The 16,057-nt window shown below is 69.3% G+C and carries 11 protein-coding genes; 5 read left to right on the forward strand and 6 right to left on the reverse strand.

The window, feature by feature from the left end:
• The first annotated feature begins 7 nt into the window (after nucleotides 1-7).
• Nucleotides 8-2,821 (forward strand): trehalose monomycolate exporter MmpL3, encoded by a 2,814-nt coding sequence (gene mmpL3 / locus AC5Y4S_RS16165; RefSeq protein ID WP_500033709.1) that lies wholly within the window; start codon nucleotides 8-10, stop codon nucleotides 2,819-2,821.
• Nucleotides 2,822-2,828: 7 nt separating this feature from the next.
• Here mmpL3 and AC5Y4S_RS16170 read toward each other — a convergent pair whose 3' ends face one another.
• Nucleotides 2,829-3,986, reverse strand: a complete 1,158-nt coding sequence (locus AC5Y4S_RS16170; RefSeq protein ID WP_500033710.1) for an AI-2E family transporter — start codon at nucleotides 3,984-3,986, stop codon at nucleotides 2,829-2,831.
• A 148-nt stretch (nucleotides 3,987-4,134) separates the two neighbouring features.
• On the opposite strand from AC5Y4S_RS16170, the gene AC5Y4S_RS16175 reads away from it, so the two are divergent.
• Nucleotides 4,135-5,307 (forward strand): lysylphosphatidylglycerol synthase transmembrane domain-containing protein, encoded by a 1,173-nt coding sequence (locus tag AC5Y4S_RS16175; RefSeq protein ID WP_500033711.1) that lies wholly within the window; start codon nucleotides 4,135-4,137, stop codon nucleotides 5,305-5,307.
• Nucleotides 5,308-5,414: 107 nt separating this feature from the next.
• Here AC5Y4S_RS16175 and AC5Y4S_RS16180 read toward each other — a convergent pair whose 3' ends face one another.
• Entirely contained in the window at nucleotides 5,415-5,936 is a 522-nt protein-coding gene (locus tag AC5Y4S_RS16180) for a hemophore (RefSeq protein WP_085191833.1), read from the reverse strand.
• A 320-nt stretch (nucleotides 5,937-6,256) separates the two neighbouring features.
• Between AC5Y4S_RS16180 and AC5Y4S_RS16185 the strand changes: the two genes are divergently transcribed.
• Nucleotides 6,257-9,274: an MMPL family transporter gene (locus AC5Y4S_RS16185; RefSeq protein WP_500034034.1), complete on the forward strand. Its 3,018-nt coding sequence runs from the start codon at nucleotides 6,257-6,259 to the stop codon at nucleotides 9,272-9,274.
• On the forward strand, nucleotides 9,271-9,795 hold the full coding sequence (locus tag AC5Y4S_RS16190; RefSeq protein WP_500033712.1) for an XRE family transcriptional regulator: 525 nt from the start codon (nucleotides 9,271-9,273) through the stop codon (nucleotides 9,793-9,795). The genes AC5Y4S_RS16185 and AC5Y4S_RS16190 overlap by 4 nt, the downstream gene beginning before the upstream one ends.
• 4 nt (nucleotides 9,796-9,799) lie before the next feature.
• Here the strand turns inward: AC5Y4S_RS16190 and AC5Y4S_RS16195 are convergent, their stop codons facing one another.
• Nucleotides 9,800-10,489 (reverse strand): hypothetical protein, encoded by a 690-nt coding sequence (locus AC5Y4S_RS16195; RefSeq protein ID WP_500033713.1) that lies wholly within the window; start codon nucleotides 10,487-10,489, stop codon nucleotides 9,800-9,802.
• Complete coding sequence (locus tag AC5Y4S_RS16200; RefSeq protein ID WP_500033714.1) at nucleotides 10,486-11,133, reverse strand: hypothetical protein; 648 nt, start codon at nucleotides 11,131-11,133, stop codon at nucleotides 10,486-10,488. Before AC5Y4S_RS16200 ends, AC5Y4S_RS16195 begins: the two co-directional genes overlap by 4 nt.
• A 42-nt stretch (nucleotides 11,134-11,175) precedes the next feature.
• On the opposite strand from AC5Y4S_RS16200, the gene AC5Y4S_RS16205 reads away from it, so the two are divergent.
• Nucleotides 11,176-13,161, forward strand: coding sequence for a M13 family metallopeptidase (locus tag AC5Y4S_RS16205; protein WP_500033715.1), 1,986 nt, complete (start codon nucleotides 11,176-11,178; stop codon nucleotides 13,159-13,161).
• Nucleotides 13,162-13,209: 48 nt separating this feature from the next.
• Here the strand turns inward: AC5Y4S_RS16205 and AC5Y4S_RS16210 are convergent, their stop codons facing one another.
• Complete coding sequence (locus AC5Y4S_RS16210) at nucleotides 13,210-15,459, reverse strand: molybdopterin-dependent oxidoreductase (protein ID WP_500033716.1); 2,250 nt, start codon at nucleotides 15,457-15,459, stop codon at nucleotides 13,210-13,212.
• Nucleotides 15,456-16,043, reverse strand: a complete 588-nt coding sequence (locus AC5Y4S_RS16215; RefSeq protein ID WP_500033717.1) for a TetR/AcrR family transcriptional regulator — start codon at nucleotides 16,041-16,043, stop codon at nucleotides 15,456-15,458. Before AC5Y4S_RS16215 ends, AC5Y4S_RS16210 begins: the two co-directional genes overlap by 4 nt.
• Nucleotides 16,044-16,057: the final 14 nt, after the last annotated feature.

Below are 16,057 nucleotides of genomic sequence, written 5' to 3' on the forward strand. Positions count from 1 at the left end.
AGCTTACGTGTTCGCCTGGTGGGGACGAACTGTGTACCGCTATCGGTACATCGTCATCGGGGTCATGGTGGCTCTTTGCCTCGGCGGCGGCATTTTTGGGATGAGCCTGGGCAAACACGTTACGCAGAGCGGCTTTTACGACGACGGCAGCCAATCCGTCAAGGCCTCCGTCCTGGGTGACCAGACCTACGGCCGCGACCGCACCAGCCACATCGTCGCCACCTTCACCGCCCCCGACGGCAAGACCGTCGAGGACCCGGCGTGGCACCAGAAGATCGTCGACGAGCTGAACAAGTTCAAGAACGACCACCCCAACCAGGTCGTCGGCTGGGCGGGCTGGCTGGCGGTGGCCAATCCCGCCGACGCGCCGCCGCTGATCAAGGGGATGGCGACCGAGGACAAGAAGCACACCTTCGTGTCCATCCCGCTCAAGGGCGACGACGACGACTCGATTCTCAACAACTACAAGGCCATCGCGCCCGACCTGCAGAAGCTCGACGGCGGCACCGTCCAGCTCGCGGGCCTGGAGCCGATAGCCAACGCCCTGACCGGCACCATCGCCACCGACCAGCGGCGGATGGAGGTCCTCGCACTGCCGCTGGTGACGGTGGTGCTGTTCCTGGTGTTCGGCGGCGCGATCGCCGCCGGCTTGCCCGTCATCGTGGGCGGGCTGAGCATCGCGGGCGCAACGGGCATCCTGCGGTTCGTCGCCATGTTCGGGCCGGTGCACTATTTCGCCCAGCCGGTGGTCTCGCTGATTGGCCTCGGTATCGCCATTGACTACGGGCTTTTCGTGGTGAGCCGATTCCGGGAGGAGATCGCCGAGGGCTACGACACCGAGGCCGCCGTGCGACGCACGGTGATGACGGCCGGCCGCACCGTCACCTTCTCGGCGGTGCTCATCATCGCCTCGAGCGCCAGCCTGCTCGTGTTGCCGCAGGGCTTCGTGCATTCGCTGGTCTACGCCATCTTCGCCGCGGTCGGGCTGGCGGCGCTGCTGTCGATCACGTTGTTGCCGGCCTGCCTGGGCATCCTCGGCCGCCACGTCGACGCGCTGGGCGTGCGGACCGCGTTCCGGGTTCCCTTCCTGCGGAACTGGAAGGTGTCGCGCGCCTACCTCAACTGGCTCGCAGACCGGCTGCAGAAGACCAAGACCCGCGAAGAGGTCGAGGCCGGCTTCTGGGGCAAGCTGGTCAACTTCGTGATGAAGCGGCCGCTGGCGTTCGCCGTTCCCATCGCCGTCGGCATGATCCTGCTCGTCATCCCGCTCGGCAACCTGTCGTTCGGCGGCATGAGCGAGAAGTACCTGCCGCCCAACAACTCGGTGCGGCAGGCGCAGGAGCACTTCGACAAGCTGTTCCCCGGTTACCGCACCGAACAACTGACCGTGGTGATCAAGAGCAACAACGGCAGCAAGGTCACCGACCAGCAGGTGGCCGACATCCGCAACAGGATCGCGCCGATCACCGGCTTCACCGACAAATCGTGGGAGGAGCGGCCGTGCCCGGCCATCGCGGGCAACCCCTGCGTCAACGGCCCGAACGGCACGACACAGCCCAAAAACGACTCGGTACGCGTCATTCAGAATGGGTTGTCCAACCGCAATGACGCCGCCAAGAAGATCGACGAACTGCGGTCCATTAACCCGCCGAAGGGCCTGACCCTCCTGGTTGGCGGCACGCCTGCGCTCGAGCAGGACAGCATCCACAGCCTGTTCGACAAGGCCCCGCTGATGCTGGTGCTGTTGCTGAGCGCCACCACCTTGCTGATGTTCCTCGCGTTCGGATCGGTGGTGTTGCCGATCAAGGCGGTGGTGATGAGCGCGCTGACGCTCGGCTCCACGCTGGGCATCCTGACCTGGATCTTCGTCGACGGGCACTTCTCGACGTGGCTGAACTTCACTCCGACGCCGCTGATGGTGGTGCTGATCGCGCTGGTCGTCGCGGTCGGCTTCGGTCTGGCCACCGACTACGAGGTGTTCCTGGTGTCCCGAATGGTCGAGGCCCGCGAACGCGGCATGTCCACCGCCGAGGCGATCCGGATCGGCACCGCGACCACGGGACGCCTGATCACGGCCGCCGCGCTGGTCCTCGCCGTGGTCGCCGCGTCGTTCGTCTTCTCCGATCTGGTGCTGATGAAGTACCTGGCGTTCGGGCTGATGGCGGCGCTGTTGCTGGACGCCACCGTGGTCCGCATGTTCCTGGTGCCGTCGGTGATGAAGCTGCTCGGCGACGACTGCTGGTGGGCCCCGCGCTGGGCCCGGCGCCTGCAGAACAAGATGGGGCTGGGCGAGATCGACCTGCCCGACGAGCGCAAGCGCCCCACCCTCAACGGCCGGCCCACCCGGCCCCCGGTCGCGGCTGCCGCCCTCGCCGCGGGAGCGCCCCGCGCGCCGCACGACCCCACCCACCCCGGCTCGCTGGAGCCGTCGCGGGCGGCGCACCCGGACCAGCTGGAGCCCAGGCCCGCCCGCGAAGTGGCGCCGAGCACGCCGTCCGCCGCGAGCACCACCCGCCTTCAGGCCCAGCCATCAGAGCCCAAGACCGCGCGCCTGTCCGCGCCCGCCAACGCGACCCCCTGGCCGTCGGCGTCACCGCGGCCACCCGCGCCGCCGACGCCTTCCAGCGGTCAGACGCGGGCCATTCCGGTCCCCAGCAATCATGCTGGCGACGCGCCGAACCCCGGTCACATGCCGGACGCCGAGCCCACCACCGAGAAGCTCGACGCCCGCGGGCAGGGCGACAACGGCGACCGGCGTCGCAGGGGCACCGGCGGGGGCGTCAGCGCCCAGGATCTGCTACGTCGCGAGGGACGGCTCTAAAGGCTGCTCAGTCGGGCTGGTCCGGTTCCGCCTGGACGACGGCCCCGACCTCGTCGGCCTCCTCGGTCTGCTTTTCGGACTCGGCGGAGGGATCCCGGGCCAGCAGCACCTGAATCGCGTTGTTGAGGAACGCGACCGTCGGAACGGCGAGCAGCGCCCCGACGATCCCGGCGAGCACGCCGCCGGTGGAGATCGCCAGCACCACAGCGAGCGGATGGATCGACACCGCGCGGCCCATCACCAGCGGCTGCAGCAAATGCGCCTCGAGCTGGTTCACCGCGATGAGCAAACCCAGCGTGATCAGCGCGTAGACGAGGCCCTTGGCCAGCAGCGCGACCACCACCGCCAGCAGCCCGGAGACCAGGGCACCGATCAGCGGGATGAAGGCGCCGAGAAACACGACCGAGGCCAGCGGCAGCGCCAGCGGGATGCCCATGATCGCCAACCCGGTGCCGACGCCCGCGGCGTCGGTCAGGGCGACCAGGAAGGTGGCCCGCACGTAGCCGATCAGCGACCCGTATCCGGCGTTGCCCGCCTCGCGCACCCGGTCCCGGGCGTTCGCCGGGAAGATCTTGGTGACGTACTGCCAGATGTTGCGCCCGCCATACAGGAAGAAGATCAGCGTGAACAGGGCCAACACCGCGGCCGTCACCAGCTCGGTGATCGTCGCCGCGGTGGACAGCGCGCCGCTGGTCAGCTTGGACTGATTGTTGTGCAGCGCCTGAATGGCGGCGTTGCCCGCGTTGGAGATCTGTTCGCCGCGCAGATGCAACGGGCCCTCCATCAGCCACCGGCGGGAGGAGTCGATGCTGCGGCTGATCTGCTCGGTCAGGTCGGGCAGACCGTAGACGAATTGGATGATGACGAACGTCAGGATGCCGCCGAAAATCGCGAACCCGCCCAGCATGACCAGCGCCACCGCCGCCCCGCGCGGCAGGCCCCGCTTGTCGATCCAGTCGACGGCCGGAACCAGCAAAGCGCTGACCATCAGCGCCAGCAACACCGGAACCACGATGACTTCAAGCTTCTGTACCACCCAGAGCAGTGCAAGCACCGCGGCCAGGATGGCCAGCAAACGCCACGCCCACGCGGCGGCCTTTCGGACAAGGGGTTCGACCGACGCGGCCTCGAAGGCCTCCGCGGCTCGTTCGGGGTTTGCCGGCATCAGCCCAGCCTATCTGGCGGCGGCGCGCGCCGACCGGCCGTGACGGCGTCCCCGGCGCCGCCGGACCCGGCACGATCCGGTTACGACCGCGACACAGTCGGAGCTTCGCCTCGCTGGCCGCGCCACCTGCGCGGTTACCCTAAAGCACGTGCCGCACGACGCACCCGTCCGCAAGCTGGACCTGACGCGCGAAGAGACCCCGCGCGGCAGGTACTGGTGGGTGCGCTGGGTGATCCTGGGCATCGTCGCGATCGTGCTTGCTGTGGAGATCGCACTGGGGTGGCACCAGTTGGCGAAAGCCTGGATGAGCCTGTACGAGGCCAACTGGTGGTGGCTGATCGCGTCGGTGGTGGCGGCGGCCGCGTCCATGCACAGCTTCGCCCAGATCCAGCGCACCCTGCTGAAGTCGGCCGGCGTCCACGTCAAGCAGCTGCGATCGGAGGCCGCGTTCTACGCCGCCAACTCGTTGAGCACGACGCTGCCCGGCGGGCCGGTGCTGTCGGCGACGTTTCTGTTCCGGCAGCAGCGGCTCTGGGGCGCCTCGACGGTAGTGGCCTCGTGGCAGCTGGTGATGTCGGGCGTGCTGCAGGCGGTGGGGCTGGCATTGCTCGGCCTCGGCGGCGCCTTCTTCCTGGGGGCCAAGAACAACCCGTTCTCGCTGCTGTTCACGCTCGGCGGGTTCGTCGCGTTGCTGCTGTTGGCCCAGGCGGTCGCGTCGCGCCCGGACCTCATCGAGGGCATCGGCAGCCGGGTGCTGTCATGGGTCAATTCGCTTCGCGGCAGGCCGGCCGACGCCGGCCTGGACAAGTGGCGCGAGACCCTCATGCAGCTCGAGTCGGTGAGCCTGGGCCGTCGGGACCTGGGCGTGGCGTTCAGCTGGTCGATGTTCAACTGGATCGCCGACGTCGCCTGCCTCGGGTTCGCGGCGTACGCCGCCGGGGACCACGCGTCGGTCGCCGGGCTGACGGTCGCGTATGCCGCCGCACGCGCGGTCGGCACGATCCCGCTGATGCCGGGCGGCCTGCTGGTGGTCGAGGCGGTGCTGGTGCCCGGGCTGGTCTCCAGCGGGATGTCGTTGCCGAGCGCGATCTCGGCCATGCTGCTGTACCGGCTGATCAGCTGGCTGCTCATCGCCGCCATCGGCTGGGTGGTGTTCTTCTTCATGTTCCGCACCGAGAACGTCGGCGACTCCGACGACGACGATCCCATCACCGGCCCGCTGGCCGTCGTGCGCGACCCCGCCGCGTCCACCGATCCGACCGAAACCGCCCTGCAGGGTCCGCTGCCGCCGCCGGAGCCCAGCCACGAAATCGGCCGCTAGGCAACGCCTTTCGGCCGTTCGGCCGGCCGAGCGTGAATCCTACGACGCAACACGCCCAGAACGCGTCGTGTAGTTCACACTCGGCGCACGGCTTGGGCCACTTCCGGTTAGTGCGCCCCGCCGATCGTCACGCCGGGCAGCAGCGGGGCCGGGGCGCTACCGACCGGGGAGGCGCCCGGGGCGCCGCCGCCGGGCAGCGCGGGCACCCCGCCCGGCAGGCCGCCGGCCGCGCCCTGCGCCTGCTGCAGCATGCCCATCGCCTGCGGGATGCTGATCGGCAACTTGCACTGCGTCGACAGGCTGGTCAGCGGCGACGCGATCGACGTCATGTCGCCGGCCACCTTCGGGTTGGCCTCGAAGTAGGACTTGAGCCCGGTCAGCGACTGCGGGCCGGCCTGCTGCTGCAGCATCGAGGTCATCGTCTGATTGGTCTCGGGATGCGAGTCCAGGTAGTCACCCATCGACTTGGAGACCGAGCCGATCGTGCGGGCGATCTCGCTGGCGGCGCACGGGTCGTTGGCGCCCGTCGCCGGTGGCCCGGCAAGGACGGCGACGGCCGCGGCGGGCACCGTGGTGGCCAGCAGCCCGGCGAAGATTCTGCGGCGCCTGGTCGCGGTGCCTGTCGTCATGGTCACTCCTAAGAGTTTGCGAATGCGCGCGGCGTCCGGGGGCACATCGCAAAACGGTTGGCGTGAACGGCTCTTCGTGACGGGGTTCCCCGCTCCCCCGCGCGGCCACCCGACATCCTGCCATCCGCGCACCGCCGCTGCTACTTCGTGTGACCCACACCGCTGGGTCACTGGTTCACCACAACTGGGCAGCGTCTTGGCAACATCCGTGTCGTTGCAGCTCAGGATGCTGATAACCCGACATAATCCACAGGCTGCTGCGGTATTCTCGCCTGCACGCATTGCGTGAGAACCCGGGGAGTGAAGAAATCCAGCAGTTCATGATGCGCCTCAGCCGCAGCCTGCGTAAGTACCGCTGGTTGGTCTTCACAGGCTGGTTGCTGGCATTGGTGCCGGCGGTCTATTTGGCGTTGACGCAGTCGGGAAACCTGACCGGTGGCGGTTTCGAGGTGGCCGGCTCCCAGTCGCTGGCGGTCCACGATCAGCTCGAGGACCTCTACCACGACCAGGGGGCGTCGTCGCTGGCGCTGGTGGCGGCCCCCCGCCCCGACGCCAGCTACGCCGACATCAACGACGCGGTCGCGCAGCTGCGGCAGATCGCCGGCGAGTTTCCCGGTGTCACCGAGGTTCCCAACCCCACCCAGCGGCCCCCGCAGCCCGACCGGCCGTACGTGATCTCGCTGCGGATGGACGCCCGCAACGCCGGCACCAGCGACCTCGCCAAGCAGCTGCGCCAAAAGGTCGGCATCAAGGGTGACCAGTCCGGCCAGACGGCGAACGGCCGGGTGCGGCTCTACGTGATCGGGCAGGGTGCCCTGTCGACCGCCGCTGCGGCGAACACCAAGCACGACATCGCGGCCGCCGAAAAGTGGAACCTGCCGATCATTCTGGTCGTGTTGCTGGCGGTGTTCGGTTCCCTGGCCGCCGCGACGATCCCGCTCGCCCTCGGCATCTGCACGGTCGTCGTCACGATGGGCCTGGTCTATTTCCTGTCGGCCTACACCACCATGTCGGTATTCGTGACGTCGACGGTGTCGATGTTCGGGATCGCGCTGGCGGTGGATTATTCGCTGTTCATCCTGATGCGTTTCCGCGAGGAACTGCGCTCCGGGCGCCAGCAGAACGAAGCCGTGGACGCCGCGATGGCCACCTCGGGGCTGGCGGTGGTGTTGTCCGGCATGACCGTGATCGCCTCGCTGACCGGCATCTACATCATCAACACCCCGGCGCTGAAGTCGATGGCCACGGGCGCGATCCTGGCCGTGGCGGTGGCGATGCTGACGTCGGCCACCTTGACGCCGGCGGCGCTGGCGACGTTCGGCCGGGCGGCCGCCAAGAGGTCGCGCCTGCTGCACTGGTCGCGCCAGCCGGAGGGCGGGCAGTCCCGGTTCTGGAACCGGTGGATTTCAGGGGTGATGCGGCGGCCGTGGGCGGCGGCGGTGGCGGCCTCGGTGGTGCTCCTGGTCATGGCGGTGCCCACCGCGTCGATGGTGCTGGGCAACAGCCTGCTGCGCCAGTTCGACTCGTCCCACGAGATCCGCGCCGGTGTCGGCGCGGCCGCGCAGGCGCTCGGGCCCGGCGCCCTCGGGCCGATCCGGGTGCTGGTCACGTTTCCCGACGGCGGCGCGGCGTCGCCGGAGCACAGCTCGACGGTCAGCGCGATCCGACAGCGAATGACTCAGGCGCCCAACATCGTTTCCGTGTCGCCCCCGCAGTTCGCCGAGGACAACGGCAGCGCCCTCCTGTCGGCGGTGTTGTCGGTCGACCCCGAGGACATGAAGGCTCGCGAGACCGTCGGCTGGATGCGCACGCAACTGTCCAAGATTCCCGACGCCGGAACGGCGCGCGTGGACGTGGGCGGCCCGACCGCGCTGATCAAGGACTTCGATGACCGGGTGTCGCAGACCGAGCCGCTGGTGCTGCTCTTCGTCGCGCTGATCGCGTTCGTGATGCTGTTGATCTCGATTCACTCGATCTTCCTGGCGCTCAAGGGCGTGCTGATGACGTTGCTGTCGGTCGCCGCCGCCTACGGCAGCCTCGTCGTGGTCTTCCAGTGGGGCTGGTTGAGCGAACTCGGTTTCACCCAGATCAGCTCGATCGACAGCACGGTGCCCCCGCTGGTGCTGGCGATGACGTTCGGGCTGTCGATGGACTACGAAATCTTCCTGCTCACCCGGATCCGGGAACGCTTCCTGCACTCCGGCAACACCCGCGACGCCGTCGCCTACGGCGTGAGCACCAGCGCGCGCACGATCACCAGCGCCGCCCTGATCATGATCGCGGTGTTCATCGGGTTCGCGTTCGCCGGCATGCCGCTGGTCGCCGAGATCGGTGTCGCATGCGCCGTCGCGATCGCGGTCGACGCCACGGTGGTGCGGCTGGTCCTGGTGCCGGCGCTGATGGCGATGTTCGCCCAGTGGAACTGGTGGATGCCCCGGTGGCTGCGCCGCGTGCTGCCGTCGGTCGACTTCGACCGGCCGCTGCCGCAGGTCGACCTCGGTGACGTGGTCGTCATCCCCGACGACATCTCGGCGCTGGCCGCGCCCAGCGCCGACCTGCGAATGGTGCTCAAGTCGGCCGCCAAGCTCAAGCACCTGGCGCCCGACGCCATCTGCGTGGCCGACCCGCTCGCCTTCACCGGATGCGGGCGCAATGGCAAGGCCACGACCTCGGTCCCGGCCGACACCCGGGGCCTCGGCCCCGGCCAGATCCCCCACCAGGTCGACATCGACGACGGCGGCCCGGAGGTCGGGGCGAGCCCCGCCAAGAACGGCAGCAACGGCCACCCGCCCGCCAAGAAGCGGGTCGGCGGCCTGCCGTCGCGCAACGGGATCGCCCGCGCGATCGCCGGGGACCGGCCGGTTCATCCGGTCACCCTGTGGCGGGGCCGGCTGTCCGTCGCCATCGAGGCGCTGGAGACCGACGCCTCCGCGGTCGATTGTCCCCAGTACGAGCGGCGCAGCCCGGTGGAGACCACCAACGTGCAACTGCCCACGGGCGATCGGCTGCTCGTGCCGACCGGCGCCGAGGCGCTGCGCCTCAAGGGCTACTTGATCATGTGCCGTAACAGCAGCCGCGATTACGCCGAATTTGCAGACATGGTTGACAACGTGGAACCGGAGACCGCCGCGGTGGTGCTGGCCGGCATGGACAGGTATTACTGTTGTCAAACACCCAGGCGGGAATGGATGGCCACCCAGTTGGTCCGCCGGCTCGCGGACCCCCATCCCTCCGATTTCAGCGACGAATGGTCGGATTCCGACGCGAAAGCGGACTGGGACGATGTCAGGCAGCGCTGCCTCTCGGTGGCCGTGGCGATGCTGGAGGAGGCGAGGTGACGTTGGCATCCGAACGGCGCCCGGCACCGCCGCCCGAGCGGCCCGCCGGCGAGCAACGCATGGACGGTGGCCCCCTTGCCGACACCGACCAACCCGTCGAGTTCTGGCCGACGTCCGCGATCCGTTCGGCGTTGCAGGGCGGCGACATCGACACGTGGAAGCGCATCGCCGCGGCGCTCAAGCGCGACCCGTACGGCCGCACGGCCCGCCAGGTCGAAGAGGTGCTCGAGGGGACGAGGCCCTACGGCATCGCCAAAGCGCTGTGGGAGGTGCTGGAGCGCGCCCGCACCCACCTGGAGGCCAACGAGCGGGCGGAGGTGGCCCGGCACATCCGGTTGCTGATCGACCGCTCGGGCCTGGGCGAACACGAATTCGCGTCGCGCATCGGGGTGTCGTCCGAGGACCTGGGCGCCTACCTCGACGGCAGCACCAGCCCCACGTCCGCGCTGATGATCCGGATGCGCCGGCTGTCGGACCGATTCGTCAAGGTGAAGTCCGCGCGGTCCGCCGACGCCAACTGACCCGTCAGCGGGCGTTCATCGGCGTCACGTTGGACACCAGCCAGGCGTCGCCGCGCTTGGCCAGCGCCACCCGCAGCGCGGGCGCGGCCTGACTGGGCGGCTGCCCCGGGGTGTTCTGGGTAACTCGCAGGATCACCGCGACGCTGGCCGCCGTCGGGCCCAGCGCCTCGACCCCGGCCGCCAGCGTCGAGGCCTGCGCCGTCACGTTGTGCTGGGCCAGGTCCGCGCTGGACTTTCGGTACTGCTCCCGGAACGCGCCCGCCTGGTCGGGCACCATCATCGCCGCGGCCCGGTCGATGGAGCTGGTCGGGGCGCTCGGGGTGAACGACGCCATCGCCTCGGCCATGCCCGAGGCGACCTGGACCACCTCGCGGGTGTCGTTCTTGAAGTCGCGGTCCGTGCGCGTCCAGTGCGTGTACCCGGTCGCCACCGCCGCGCACAGGGCGGCCGCACACAGGAACACGACGGCCAGCCGCAGCCCCGGGGCGTCGTCGTCGGTGCCGACGCTGACCGAGTCGCGGCGCAGCAGCCAGAAGTTGACCGCGACTCCCTCGACGATCAGCAGCACCAGGACCGAGCACGCCGACACCCACCACAGCGGCCAGCCGAGGACGACCCCGATCATCCACAGCGCGGCGATCGCGGCCAGCGGGGCCGCGATGTCGAAGGCCAGCAGCCGCCAGATGTTCCTCATCGGATGGAACCCAGCCCGGAGATCATCAGCTTGCCGTCGACGTTGGAAACCTCGAGCCGCAGGTTCCAATGCACCACCTGCGGTTTGGCGCCGACGTTCTCGCTCACCGACGTCGCGACCAGCATCACCGAGTCCGCCCGGCTGGCGAACGGCGGCAGCTTCGTCGTCACTACCGGCCGAGAGCTGCCCGGCTGGGTGTCCAGGTCGCGCCGCATCGTCTCGATGGCCACCGACTCGATGCGGCCGGCGCTCTGCGACTGCAGCTTCTGCACCACCTGCCGGTAGGGGTCCACGGCCGCGTCGAAGTCGGTGTTGAGTTCCCCGACCGTGCCGTCGTGCAGCTTCTGCAGGCTGGCGTCGATGTTGCCGCTGTTCATGTTGATCAGCACGCCCGTCCACTCGGCGGCGGTCGCCATGACGCGGCTCAGGTAGACGCGTTCGGCGATCTCGTCGCGGTGCGCGGACCAGATGACGTAGCCGAGCACGACGGCGGCGACCGCCAGCACGCCGAGAACGGTCGACGCGATGCCGTAGCTGGAGAAGATTCGCCCGCCCGCGGGCTCGGATTCGTCTTCGGATTCGACGTCGTCTTCGGTTTCGACATCCTCTGATTCCACGTCGGCTCCGGATTCCAGGTCTGACATGGGCCGATCGTCGCATCCAAAAGAAGATGGAAGGATGGCGGGGTGACAGTAGAGGCCATCCGATCGGGCGTCGACCTGAGCTTTGTCGACGCGAACGCACGCCCCCAAGACGACCTTTTCGGCCACGTCAACGGCCGCTGGCTGGCGGACTACGACATTCCCCCGGACCGGGCTACCGACGGCGCCTTCCGCGCGCTGTACGACCGGGCCGAAGAGCAGGTGCGTGACCTGATCGTGGAGGCCAGCGAGCAGGGCGCCGCCGAGGGAACGGATCAGCAACGCATCGGTGACCTCTACGCCAGCTTCCTCGACGAGGACACCGTCGAGCGCCGGGGCGTCCAGCCGTTGCTCGACGAGCTGGCCGTCATCGACGACTGCGCCGACACCGCGGCCCTGGCCGCCGCCGTCGGCGCCCTGCAGCGCACCGGCGTCGGCGGGGGTGTGGCGATGTACGTGGACACCGACGCCAAGAACTCGGCCCGCTACCTGGCGCACTTCGCACAGTCCGGCATCGGCCTGCCCGACGAGTCCTATTTCCGCGAGGAGCGGCACGCCGAGGTGCTGGCCGCCTACCCGGGACACATCGCGCGGATGTTCGGCCTCGTCTACGGTGGCGACCCCGCGACTCACGCGGACACCGCGGCCCGCATCGTGGCGCTGGAGGCCAAGCTCGCCGCCGCCCACTGGGACGTCGTCAAGCGCCGCGACGCCGACCTCACCTACAACCTGCGCACGTTCGCCGAGCTGCGGACCGACGCTTCCGGCTTCGACTGGGACGGCTGGGCGACCGCGCTGGGCGGCAGCCCCGACTCGCTCGCGGAAGTGGTTGTGCGCCAGCCGGATTACCTGGCCGCGTTCGCCGCGCTGTGGGACAGCGAGGACCTCGAGGACTGGAAGCGCTGGGCGCGTTGGCGGTTGATCCGCGCCCGCGCCGCCTGGCTCACCGACGACGTCGTCGCCGCGGACTTCGACTTCTACGGTCGCCTGCTGACCGGCACCGAGCAGATCCGGGAACGCTGGAAGCGGGCGGTGGCGCTGGTGGAAAGCCTGATGGGCGACGCCGTCGGAAAGCTTTACGTGCAGCGGCATTTCCCGCCGGGCGCCAAGGCCCGCATCGACGAGCTGGTGGACAACCTGAAGGCGGCGTACCGCCAGTCCATCAGCGAGCTGGACTGGATGACACCGCAGACCCGCGAGCGCGCGCTAGTCAAGCTGGAGAAGTTCACCGCCAAGGTGGGCTACCCGGAGAAGTGGCGCGACTACTCGAAGCTGGTCATCGACCGCAACGACCTGTACGGCAACTACCGGCGCGGGTATGCGGTCAACCACGACCGCGAGCTGGCCAAGCTCGGGGGCCCGGTGGACCGCGACGAGTGGTTCATGACGCCGCAGACCGTCAACGCCTATTACAACCCGGGAATGAACGAAATCGTCTTCCCCGCAGCCATTTTGCAGCCGCCGTTCTTCGACGCCGACGCCGACGACGCCGCCAACTACGGCGGGATCGGCGCGGTGATCGGCCACGAGATCGGGCACGGCTTCGACGACCAGGGCGCCAAGTACGACGGCGACGGCAACCTGGTCGACTGGTGGACCGACGACGACCGCACCGAGTTCGGCGCCCGCACCAAGGCGCTCATCGAGCAGTACGACGCGTACGCCCCGCGCGGCCTCGGCGACGGCCACCATGTGAACGGCGCTTTCACGGTGGGGGAGAACATCGGCGACCTGGGCGGGTTGTCCATCGCGCTGCTGGCCTACCAGCTGTCGCTGAACGGCCGGCCCGCACCCCTCATCGAGGGCCTGACCGGCGTGCAGCGCGTGTTCTACGGCTGGGCGCAGGTGTGGCGCACCAAATCGCGTGAGGCGGAGGCGATTCGGCGACTTGCGGTGGACCCGCACTCCCCGCCGGAGTTCCGCTGCAACGGCGTGGTCCGCAACATGGACGCGTTTTATGAGGCCTTCGGCGTGGCCGAGGGCGACGGGCTGTACCTGGCGCCGGCGAACCGGGTCAGGATCTGGAACTAAGGCCCGGCTTCGATCCGCGAGCAGACGCAGAATCGCACAACCTGGCCGCTAAACGTGCAATTCTGCGTCTGCTCGGCATGCTTCGATGCGCGCCGGCACGTGCTTGTGCCACGGCGTGCCCGCGTAGGGGTCGCGCCATTCCGTGGAGGTGAGCGAGTTAGGCGCGACCCCGGGGACGACGGTGCGCCCGTCCTCGCCGACGTAGTCCAGCCCGAAACCGTTGGGCAGCGCGGCGTGTCCGGCCAGCATGGTCTCGGTGACCTCGACGGTCGCCTCGGCGCTGCCGGCCGCGGTGCTGACGCGCGCCCGTCCCCCGTCGACGAGACCCAGCACCTGGGCGTCCTCGACGCTGACACGCAGCGCCCCGTCGGCGTCGCGTTTGCGCCAGGATGGGTCGCGGAAGATGTCGTTGGCGGTGTAGGCGCGCCGCTCGCCGACCGACAGTACGATCGGGAAATCCGGCGTGGTCAGCTGGGGCGGTGTCGCCGCCAAAGCCCTTAGGTCGTCCAGCATTTCGGGGATCTCCAGCGCGATCTTGTGGTCGCCGTGGCTGATCAGCGCGAAGTCGTCCTCGTAGGTGTGCAGGGTGAACGTGACCCCGGACGGGTTGTCGAGGATCGCGTCGAACAGCGCGTTGCCGTCGGCGTGGCCGGCCCGCCGCACCGCCTCGGGGTAGGCCATGGCGGTCTTCTGGGCCAAGCCCCACGCGGCGGCCGCGCCGGCCAATCCGTCGGGCAGTGTCGGCCCCAGGGTCTCGTAGAGCACATACGGAACCAGCTTCGCCACAGTGGGATTGGTCGCCACCGCACCGAGGAAGGCCTCGGCATACTCCTGGCGGCCCCGGCGCGCGGCCTCGCGCAGCGGGCGCAGGTCGGCCTCGTCGAGCACGCCCAACGCGCGCACCAGGCGGGCCCAGATCTCCGGCTCGGGCAGCGTCCCGGGCAGCGGCTCGAGCAGCGGCCGTCGCAATTGGAAAGCGTTGCCGGGGAATTCGAAGTTGAAGAAGGTCGCCTCGGGCTTCTCGAACTGGGACGCCGCGGGCAGCACGTAGTGGGCGAGCCGGGCGGTCTCGGTCATGGCGACGTCCACGACGACCATCAGCTCCAGCGCCTGGAAGGCCTCGCGGCAGGCCGCCGAATTGGCCAGCGAGTGCGCGGGATTGGCGCTTTCGACGATCATGGCGCGGAAGCGGTCCGGGTGATCGGTCAGGATCTCCTCGGGCACCACGTTGCTCGGAATCAGCCCGGAGATGATGGGCGCACCGGTGACGGGCGTGCGCCCGGAGACCTGGCTGAACAACGGCGCGAACGACGAATGCAGATGCTGCCCACCCTTTTTCGCGAAGTTGCCGGTGAGGATCCACAGCAGCTTGTTCAGGTAGGAGCACAGTGTGCTGTTGGGCGCCTGCTGGATCCCGAGGTCCTCGAACACCGCCACGCTCTCGGCGGCGCCGATGCGCCGCGCCGCCGCGCGCAACAGCTCCTCGTCGACCCCGCACCGCTGGGCGTAGTCACCGACCGGGACCTCGCGCAGCGCGGCCCGGACGACATCGGCGCCGCGCACGTGCTCGGCGAGAAACGCTTCGTTGCAAAGGTTTTCCTGAACGAGGACGGCGGCGAGCGCGGCCAGGCACCAGGCGTCGGTCCCGGGCCGCACCCGCAGGTGGAAGTCGGCCATCTTGGCCGTGTCGGTGACGACGGGGTCGATCACGATCATCGACCGGGCCGGGTCCTTAGCGATCTCGTTGAGCACCACCCGGGCGCGGGGAAAGCTCTGCGACATCCACGGGTTCTTGCCGACGAACACCGAGACCTCGGCGTGCTCGAACTCGCCCCGGGTGTGACCGCCATAGAGCTGCCCGTCGACCCAGGCCTCGCCGGTCTTCTCCTGCGCCAACGCATTTGACCGGTAGCGGGCCCCGAGCGCCTTCAGGAACGCGCCGCTGTAGGCGCCGCCCAGGTGGTTGCCCTGCCCGCCGCCGCCGTAGTAGAAGATCTTGTCGCCGCCGTAGGCGTCGCGGATGTGCTTGAAGCCCTCGGCGATCTCGACGATGGCGGTGTCCCAGTCGATCTCCTCGAAGCTGCCGTCGGCGCGGCGCCGCATCGGCGAGGTCAGGCGGGCGCGGTTGTTCTGGTAGTGGTCCAGCCGCAGCGCCTTGTTGCAGGTGTATCCCTGCGAGGCGGGGTTCGCCTTGTCGCCGCGAATGCGGGCCAGGCGGCGATCTTCGACCTGGACGACGATGCCGCAGTTGCATTCGCAGAGGATGCACGCGGTGGGCTGCCAGTCGGTGGTGGTCATTGCGAATTCCTCTCGGAGAGCTCGGCCGCGAGCAGTCGGTGTAGCTGACGGTGCACGACATCAAGGGGCGTCAGGTCACGCCGCACCCGGGCCAGCACGATCGCGCCCTCGAGCGCGCTGGTCGCCAGCACGGCCAGTTCGCCCGCGCGGTCCGCGGGAATCCCGTCGGCGACGAAGCGCGCGGCGATCAGGCCGGACCAGCGGTCGAACACCGCGGCCGCCCGCTCGACGACCGGCGTCATCCGCTCGCGGTCGGATTCGTCGCCAGCCTCGACGGACACCGCGACGACGGGGCAGCCCGCGCGGAAGTCGCTGTCGAGCAGCTGGCGGCGGTACTTGTCGATCAGCGTGTCCAGCAGCTCGGCGCTGCCGGTCGCCTCGGCGATGAAGGCGGCCACGTGCTCGCCGGCGTAGTCGACGGCCTCGCAGAGCAGCTGGGTGCGCCCGCCCGGGAAGTAGTGATAGGCCGACCCGCGCGGGGCGCCGCTGTGCTCGAGGACGTCGGAGATGGCCGTCGCGTGCGCACCGCGCTCCCTGATCAGCAGCGCGGCCGAAACCACCATCCGCTCGCGAGGGCTACGCATATGTATGATGCTAT

This window comes from Mycobacterium sp. NGS64, from assembly GCF_059812245.1.